At 37.0% G+C, this 9,195-nt stretch carries 9 protein-coding genes; 5 read left to right on the forward strand and 4 right to left on the reverse strand.

The genetic code is table 11. The features are described from left to right. Window positions 1–73: 73 nt before the first annotated feature. Window positions 74–829, reverse strand: a complete 756-nt coding sequence (map, locus tag QME45_13850; GenBank protein MDI6619713.1) for a type I methionyl aminopeptidase — start codon at window positions 827–829, stop codon at window positions 74–76. A gap of 199 nt (window positions 830–1,028) precedes the next feature. On the opposite strand from map, the gene QME45_13855 reads away from it, so the two are divergent. Then, window positions 1,029–1,694 (forward strand): DUF4397 domain-containing protein, encoded by a 666-nt coding sequence (locus tag QME45_13855; protein MDI6619714.1) that lies wholly within the window; start codon window positions 1,029–1,031, stop codon window positions 1,692–1,694. A 75-nt stretch (window positions 1,695–1,769) separates the two neighbouring features. On the opposite strand, the gene QME45_13860 is transcribed toward QME45_13855, so the two are convergent. Continuing rightward, entirely contained in the window at window positions 1,770–2,348 is a 579-nt protein-coding gene (locus tag QME45_13860; GenBank protein ID MDI6619715.1) for a hydrolase, read from the reverse strand. 36 nt (window positions 2,349–2,384) lie between these two features. After that, a complete protein-coding gene (locus QME45_13865; GenBank protein MDI6619716.1) occupies window positions 2,385–2,897 on the reverse strand; it encodes a hypothetical protein in 513 nt (170 codons plus the stop codon). A gap of 549 nt (window positions 2,898–3,446) precedes the next feature. Between QME45_13865 and QME45_13870 the strand changes: the two genes are divergently transcribed. Genes QME45_13870 through QME45_13885 form a run of 4 tightly spaced genes read left to right on the forward strand, consistent with a single transcriptional unit; the run spans window position 3,447 to window position 8,017 of the window. Next, the gene (locus tag QME45_13870) at window positions 3,447–4,448 is read left to right on the forward strand and encodes an LCP family protein (GenBank protein MDI6619717.1); all 1,002 of its coding nucleotides are present in this window, start codon (window positions 3,447–3,449) and stop codon (window positions 4,446–4,448) included. Window positions 4,449–4,476: 28 nt separating this feature from the next. Beyond that, window positions 4,477–5,169 (forward strand): response regulator transcription factor, encoded by a 693-nt coding sequence (locus tag QME45_13875; protein ID MDI6619718.1) that lies wholly within the window; start codon window positions 4,477–4,479, stop codon window positions 5,167–5,169. 9 nt (window positions 5,170–5,178) lie between these two features. Then, window positions 5,179–6,585 carry a HAMP domain-containing sensor histidine kinase gene (locus tag QME45_13880; protein ID MDI6619719.1) on the forward strand — a complete coding sequence of 469 codons (1,407 nt, stop codon included), beginning with the start codon at window positions 5,179–5,181 and terminating at the stop codon, window positions 6,583–6,585. Next, complete coding sequence (locus QME45_13885) at window positions 6,572–8,017, forward strand: hypothetical protein (GenBank protein MDI6619720.1); 1,446 nt, start codon at window positions 6,572–6,574, stop codon at window positions 8,015–8,017. The genes QME45_13880 and QME45_13885 overlap by 14 nt, the downstream gene beginning before the upstream one ends. Window positions 8,018–8,020: 3 nt before the next feature. On the opposite strand, the gene QME45_13890 is transcribed toward QME45_13885, so the two are convergent. After that, on the reverse strand, window positions 8,021–8,980 hold the full coding sequence (locus QME45_13890) for a C39 family peptidase (protein ID MDI6619721.1): 960 nt from the start codon (window positions 8,978–8,980) through the stop codon (window positions 8,021–8,023). Between the last annotated feature and the right edge of the window lie 215 nt (window positions 8,981–9,195).

The raw sequence follows: 9,195 nt of genomic DNA on the forward strand, positions 1-9,195 counted from the left end.
ACCATAATATTCCTTAATACCCTAAATAATCAGTTAGCACAACAGATTAATTTATCATGTAAAAAAAATCAGCTTAAAGATTGTCCTGATCAGTGAGGATAACCGGCCCTTCTTTTGTGATAGCAATCGTGTGTTCATATTGAGCAGATAGTTTACCATCGGCTGTTCTTGCAGTCCATCCGTTATCATCTATAGTGACATCGTATACTCCGACATTTATCATGGGCTCAATCGTAATCGTCATGCCCTCTTTTAGCCTTAGACCCCTTTTGGGAATACCATAGTGGGGGACAACAATATCGTCATGCATTATCCTTCCAATACCATGCCCTGTAAAATCCCTTACGACAGAATATCCTTTTGATTCCGCATAAGTCTGGATTGCATATCCTATATCACCTATTCGGTTCCCGACAACAGCTTTATCTATCCCTATATAAAGGCAATCCTTAGTAACCTTTAATAGTTTTTTCGCGCTATCCGATATATTGCCGACGGCATACGACCAAGCTGAATCCGCAAGCCATCCGTTTAAGTTTACAACCATATCTATCGTTACTATGTCCCCATCTTTGAGAGGTACATTATTAGGAAAACCGTGGCAAACCTCATCGTTGACGGATGCACATGTAGCATAAGGATAACCCATGTAGCCCTTTTGTTCAGGAATAGCTCCCCTGTCCCTTATATATTTTTCAACAAACTTATCTATTTCCAAAGTGGTTCTTCCCTCTCTGACTATTTTTCTAAGTTCCCTGTGACACGAAGCGAGAATCTTTCCTGCCTCTGCCATATGGGCTATCTCATCCTTACTTTTAATATCAATCAAAATATACACCTCTATTTATAAAATATTCACTCTATTATAATAACATATTTTTTACTTGCAGTAACAATTATTACAAAGATTAATTTTCAGTTTGTAATGGACACATGCAGATTATTTGAAGAATTGCATAAAAACTATAAATCTATCAGACCTTGAATCATATAATAGTTATGTAGAAAAAAGCTGAAGGTGTTTTATAATGTTTGATTTTCTAGCATACAGGCCGATGAATTCATATATGCCAAAACCCCCTGGGGATGACCCTGTATCATTTATAAGAATTATCAATGCTTATAACAGCTCAAAAAAAATCGACGTATACGGGAACGGCCGTATTTTTACAAGATCACTGGGGCAGAAAAAATTTACACCATATATGATCATACAATCAAGGCAATATAGGATAAATATTTACCGTTCAGGCAAAATGTCAAATCCTGCAGCCGATACTATATATGCTTTTGAACCTGATATGATTTATACGATAGCTGTTATAGGTGACAATAAGGGAGAAATTATTATTATACGAGACACCAAGCCATCTATAGAAAAAGGCAAATCAGGCATAAGGGCAGCGAACTTATGCCAGGACGCCCCGATGGTCGATATGATAACGCATGACGGGAAATATATATTTAACGGCATACTTTACAAGGACACCACCGATTATATAAGTATTGCCCCGTCTAAGTATTCATTTAAAATAAAGCCATCTGGATCAGATGTTAGTATCTATACGATACCCATAAGGGATATACGCCAGGATTGGAACTATACATTTTATATCGTAAAGCCCCTGTCTGTTTTAATGCTTATCGACGGAAATACTTATATAAAAAAGGCGAAGCAAGAGGCCAAAAGCTAACTTTTGACCTCTTGCTCCTGATAAATCGAATGCTAAAAACTTCAAGGAAAGAAGCCTACTGTTCATAAAGCTTCACTAAAGCTCCCCTTTAAGTCCTATCTCGGCGGCAGCCGACTGCATTCCCTTTATCGTCTCTTCTATAACCTTTTCCGTGTCCATCCCGAGTTTTTCCGCACCTTCTTTGATTACATTCCTGTTTACACCGGCTGCGAAACTCTTTTGCTTCCATTTTTTCTTTACAGATTTTACTGTTAAATCCAACACGCTTTTGCTCGGCCTCATGATGGCCGTTGCAGTTATAAGGCCTGTAAGCTCATCTATCGTAAAGAGCACCTTTTCCATGGTTTCTTTCGGCTCGACATCACAGCATATTCCAAAACCATGGCTTTGTATTGCCCTTATGTAATCCTCCGGCCAGTTTTCCCCCTCCAATATCTCTTTTACTTTTATGCAATGCTGCTCGGGATACATCTCATAGTCCAGATCATGTACCAAACCTATTATTCCCCATTTTTCAGGATCTTCATTATATAACGACGCGAAGTGGCGCATGACGGATTCGACAGTCAGCGCATGCTTTATGAGACTATCGCTCTTGGTATATCGTTTTAAAAGTTTAAATGCCTCTTCCCTCGTCGGAACTGTATTTGTCATAAATATTCCCTCTTTCGTAAACCATTTATAAATAGGTCAGTTTATATAATATTTTACTTTATATTGTTTTTTAAGTTCGCTTATCTTTTTATTGTAAGCTGTTTTTGCCTCATCCTCTATTTGCTTATCGCCCCATGAAGGATATTTTTCAGTTATCCCTCTTAATATTTCATCCATAAACTTCTCTTTCATCCTGCTTTCGGAAACAGCTTTCATATATCCTTTTGGAGCATAATCGGACCAGTATCTGTTATATGTTATGTTTAACCTTTTTATCAGATCCATTATAGACTTTTTTGTTTCTTTACTGTTATTCTCTTCAAGGATATTCCTCTGGCCTCTTGCATATTCCTTTGCTTCGCTTAAAGTCATGGCAATACCCTGCCTTTGAGCTTCCTGAAACAACAGGCTTCTTTCAATTATTATATCAAGTGCCTGTCTATCCGTCATTTTGTCCGCTCTTTCCTGTTTAAAAGATTGTACACCATTTACGGTTATCACAATATTGCCTACTTTCGCTGCGGCATGGCTTGCAGCTTTGTTGCCCATAGAACAGCCTGTACCAAGCAAGAATAGCAACATAAATATAATTAAAATGAGATTGGCATGTCTCATATATAAAATACCTTCTGTCATCTGTTTTATATATTATATCAGACCTGAAGAACCATAACAACTATTTAGAAGTACAGGCTCTTCAATTCGTAATATGAGCTTATGTTATTTTGAACACTCATTCGCCGGATTCAAGTTTTGTAAGTTCTAAGGTCTGCGGCCTTGAGAATCCAAGAGCTTTTGAAATTCGTTCCACTCAGACAATCAAAAGCTCTAAGGATTCTTATGCGGCAGCAGGCCGAGAACTTATCAAAACTTTCATAATGCTCATTCGTCGCTCAAAATAACATAATTCTATTTATGCTGATTTCATATTGCGAATTGGAGAAGTACAGGCTAACATGAGGATAATAAAATAAATATACACTCGCATTTGTTACCGATTTGTAATGTTATATTTATTCTTTTGTAACAACATGAATGAATAAAAAATATATTCTGTATTTAGAAAGGTATTTATATTTATAAAATGGGGTGCTAATAATGAAGACCAAAAAAATAATATTATTTACCGCGATCATATTGTCAATAATTTTAGTGGGAGTGTTTGCTTACGGGTATATTGCGTTCAGTAAAGTTAACATAAAGAAAATATCCAAAAATGACAGTGACCTTGGAATAAATAAAAATACCAATTATATTCCAGATGTAATAAACACGCCTCCTGTGAAAGAAGATAACGACAGGGTAATCAATATAGCCCTTATGGGCGGTGATAAGAGATCGAAAAATGATACAGGCAGGGCTGATGCTATAATAATCCTTACAATCGATGAAGTGCATAAAAAAATAAAAATATCATCTATAATGCGCGATGCTTACGTTAGCGTATACGGTTACGGCAATACTAAAATAAACCACTCATATGCATACGGAGGCCCACAGCTTTTGATAAAGACATTGAATCAAACTTTCAATTTAGACATAAGGGATTATGTATATGTCGACTTTTTCGGACTTGAAAAGCTGGTAGATGCACTTGGCGGCGTGGATATAAATGTTAAAAAAAATGAAATACCCTGGATAAATACCTGCATAAGAGAAACCTCGATGATAAAAAAGAGAAAACCCCATTATATAAAAAAACCAGGTATGCAAAACTTGACTGGTGAACAGGCATTAGGATATGTTAGAATAAGATATGTAGGAAATGGCGATTTTGACAGAACGGAACGCCAGAGAGAGGTCTTATCGATTCTTTTTAACAAAATAAAAGATGCCGGACCCCTGAAGTATTCCTATATTGCCCTTAAAATGCTGCCTTTTGTTGAAACTAGCTTTGACAAAACCGATATAATTAATCTGGGGCTTGAAATTTTTTCAAAGGGCATATCTTCAATAGAGCAGCAGAGATTCCCGGTAGATGGTTACTGGCAGGGTAAGACGATAAATAAAATCTGGTATCTTGCATTTGATACTGAAACAACAAAAGATCAGATTCATGACTTTATATATGATGATGTGGTACCGGTTAAGAAACAGTAGTTAAATCAGGGGTGATATTTTGCAAAACATGCAGAAGCACATACTCATTATCGAAGATGAAAGTTCCATAAGGGGATTTATAAAAGTAAACCTGATCCGGAATAACTTTTATGTCTTGGAAGCTGCTTCAGGCGAAGAAGGAATAAAAGCAGTGCATTCAGATCATGTAGATGCTGTAATACTGGATATAATGCTTCCCGGTATCGACGGCTTTGAAGTATGCCGTATATTGAGAAAGGAATTCCCCGGAATCGGCATAATAATGCTAACAGCAAAGAGCCAGGATATGGACAAGATAATGGGACTTGAGTACGGTGCCGACGACTATATGGTAAAACCCTTTAACCCTATGGAACTTGTGCTTAGAGTTAAATCCCTCATCCGCAGAATAGAAAAACCCGATAGCGACAGGAGAATAGTTGAAAGTCCGCCTTTCAGGATAGATACTTATTCTCAAACATTATATAAAGGGGAAAAAATCATAGAACTTACACCTACAGAGTATTCTATAATCAAACTTTTCATGGAAAATCCATCCAGAGCATTAAAGCGTGATGACCTCCTAAATGAAGTTTGGGGTTACAATTTCGTTGGAGATCCCAAAATAGTGGATGTCAATATACGCCGCCTCAGGGCAAAAATCGAAGATATGCCCGGAAAACCTGTATATATAGAAACCGTATGGGGCACCGGGTACAGATGGAGAGGTGGAAACAGTTAGCTTAAGATTATGAGAAGCATTAAAGTAAGACTTGTTGGAAATTTTGTATTCGTTATAGTAATAACTGTTGTGATATTCGAAATCTTTTTGATAAATTCCGTGAAACAGTATTATTATAATAACGTTGAAGAAGTTATGACAAATCAGATAAAATTTTCCGCTGACTTTTACAACAGATATCTATCATCATCATCCCTTGAAGATAACATTATAGACAATGTTGATGTTTTCTGGCAGCAGACAAATGCCGAGGTACAGGTGATCGACCTTAAAGGCAACATACTTATGGATTCAATCGGCGTGCCTTTGGCAACGGTTCAGTCATCTGATTTCAAGAAAGCTGCCCAAGGTTTAAAAGGTAAATGGATAGGTAAAATAAACGGCAGCGAGGATGCCATGGCAGTATCATATCCGTTGAAATCCGATGACAGGACTATCGGAGTGCTAAGGTTTATCACATCCCTTAAAGAGGTAAACAAAGCAATAAAAAAGGTGTCCATGGTCTTTATATGGGCAGGTCTTTTTGTCATTTTCATATCCGGGCTTGTCAGCATATTTTTATCCGATACAATCATAAAACCATTGAGAGAGGTAACGAATGCGGCCGAAAAGATGGCTGATGGAAAACTGTCGGTTAAAAGCATAAAAAAATATGATGATGAAATAGGCAAGCTTTCGGATACTTTAAACTATATGGCAGAAGAAATATTAAAAAGAGAAAAAATGAAGGATGAATTTATTTCGTCCATATCCCATGAACTTAGAACGCCGTTGACATCTATAAAGGGCTGGGCAATAACTTTAAATACCGATGATCTTAAGGATCAGCCTCTTATACGGGACGGCCTTGAAATAATCGAAAAGGAGAGCGACAGGCTGACACATATGGTCGAGGAACTTCTGGATTTTTCAAAGCTTTCTTCGAGAAAAATAACGTTAAATCTCGAAAAAGTCGATATCATCCATATCATGAAGCATGTAGAAAAACAATTATCTCCAAGGGCAAATGCAGAAAATATAAAATTCGATGTAACATATCCTAAAAGCCTCCCATCGATATTGGGAGATGAGAACAGGTTGAAACAGGTGTTTATAAATTTGCTTGATAATGCTTTTAAATTTATATCCGATGATGGGAAAGTTGAATTTTCTGCAAGGCAGGATAAAGGCAATATTATAATTTGTATAAAAGATAACGGCTGTGGAATATCAGAGGAAGACCTTCCTTATGTTAAAGAGAAATTTTATAAAGGTAAAAACAGCAAATCAAAAACGGGACTCGGACTTTCAATATGCGATGAAATCATAAAACTGCATAATGGCAGTTTGGAAATAAAAAGTGAGGAAAACAAAGGGACTGAAGTTTATGTCACACTCCCAGTCGATAGAGAGGAGCAGGAAAATGAAAAGGATTAGTATTTTTTTATTTTTGCTTTTGATGTTTTTTCTTGCATCCTGTATGCCTTCAGATATAAGTGCTGACAAAAAAATACTGCCGCCTGATAATAAAGATATACCGATCGAAGGCACTTGGAAGGTTGAAAAATATAAAAAAGGAGCATCAAAAAATTCGACATCATATAAGGCTGAGAATATGATAGGAAAAGCAGCGGTATTTGACGATAAAGTCGCAGTCGTTGGAGATGAGTCATGTATAAAGCCCTTATACAAGGTAAAAAATGTAGATGCTTCCGATTATCTATTGTATCAATACAAAACGAATGCGAGTTATCTTGGCATAACATCGCCCAGTATACAGGTCATAACGGTTACAGCAAAGGACCAGTTTTTCTATGAATTCATAAAATACAGCGATACTGAGATAATAACATATGTAAACGGCACTTTTCTATATTTCAAAAAGGTTTCCGGTAAAGTAAATATCGATTCAAGCAAACTTAATGAAAAAGGCAAAAACGTATTGGGCTCAGACAGGTTCAGCAGCGGAAGCGAATATTCAGGAATACTCCTCGGCCTTAAATCACATAAAAAGTCTTCCGATGCCGAATACTCCTACAGGACGCTGTGGATATCATCCTCCAATAAAATATCCGGCAATGTATATGAAACAGAAGGGCTTTTTGTTCCGAGAAAAAGCGGCTTCTGGACGGTAAATGTAAAACAGAATAATACAGGCGGCAGGATTACAAGCAGAATAATTGCAGACTCTGTAGGAAGAAATATCTATGACAGCGCAGCTATGGATTTATACCTTCATAAAACGAATGCATACAAGGATATTTTATATGTCGGAAATAATTATATTTCTACGGAAAATACCGATGTTTCCGGTATTATATATTATAGAATGCTACCCATAGATAACATAGAAAATATAAGGGCCGTTAAAATATCCGATATTGCAGGAAACACAGGAAAAGCCGCCCTGTTTGACAGCGGCAAAAGGTATCTCACATCACTATCGGAAAACGACGATGCAGGCAGTATAGATGAAGAAAACTTCGCTGTGGTAAGGCGAAACGGCCATTGGGTACTTAAGGGAAAACTGAACAATTCCGACAAGGGAGATTTTTATATAAATACAATACCTCCGAAAATACTGGTATCATATGATGAACTTTTTGTACCGTGGAACGTCGTAAAATTAAAAATTCCTGATGCGGTAGACATCTATACATCGCCAAACATGGATATGGCGATAATACTCACTAATACCAATATTTATATATATACCATCGATAACGGAACATTATCCAAGATGCCGATTAGAAAAGTAAAGCTAAATGACAAGGAAACAGCCGTAATGGCAGAATGGGCTACGGGAAAGTATACGAACAAATGGCAAAAGGAATTTATAAGTCAGGGCGCAAAAGTGCTGAAAAGTTAACGGTTACTTCTTGCTTTTAGCATTTAAGAAGCTGCTCAAGTCCGTTTCAACGACCTTACCCTTTATTGAACCGGATACTGTTACAGCCTGTCTGCCATATATTTCCCATTTATCTTTGAATTTTGAAATGGGATATGCCCGTCTTTGTCCTGAATACGGATCATTAACAATTACATCGCCGTCGGAATACCCTGTTAAAAGATATGTATGCTCGGGAGCTATCCAGTAAACGGTGTTATTGTTCCCATCGGTCCATATTGTTGACAGGAATGGCTCTGTTAAATCCTTTGTCGTCCACACAATGACAGGCCTTCCGCTGTCAATGATGCCGAGAAGGTTCTGAAAAGATATACCTGTTACATCAAGTCCCTTACCTGGCAGATATTTATCTATTATATCGGCAATCGCTTTATGATAAACGCCAAAACCGTTTGAAAATGGATCGCCTATAAAAGCTTCATTTGGACTCTTGCCGTACATCTTTCCATTTTTCAATACCGGAAGATATGCCTTGGGAATATTTCTTGCTACGCCAACTTTTCCTACATGCACCCCCGACCAGTTTAAAAGCATAGTAAGCGCTGTTGCCTCGCATCCCGATGGAAGTTCAGGCATCTGGCTTATAACAGGCACATCCTTTATCTCTTTAATAACCTTAAGGGAGCGCTCATTATCTTTTTTATCAGATGCAATATCGTTGGCAGCAGTCCCTCCATTATTTATATTGTTTATATTCTCATTTTCGAAATATCCAAGGTTCTTGATTATAGACAATTCTACGCAAATAACCATTATAAGAACCGCCGATATCAACGTAATTGTCAAGCTCAAAAAAATTTTGTTTTTATACTTCACGCCATGCTTTTCAGTTCTCTCTGTAATATTGTCCACCTTCTTTATGCTGTCATATAAGCAAAGCATACTTGCAATATTTTCCAAGTGCAGGCATACATTCTGCTCCAATTCGCAAACTTTCAATTTTTGAATTTGCGCTATTTTAAAAGACGACTTTCACCAGATTCACCTTTAAAAAAACAATCGGCAGTATAATTTACGGCAAATTTCATAAAGAACTTAATATTTCAACTTGGATTTGCAGGGGCGTATATAAATTATATCTTCAATTCGCAATATGAACTTATGTTATTTTGAACACTCATTCGCCAGATTCAAGTTTT

It is taken from the genome of Clostridiales bacterium (genome assembly GCA_030016385.1).
Taxonomy (GTDB): Bacteria; Bacillota; Clostridia; order Clostridiales; family Oxobacteraceae; genus JASEJN01.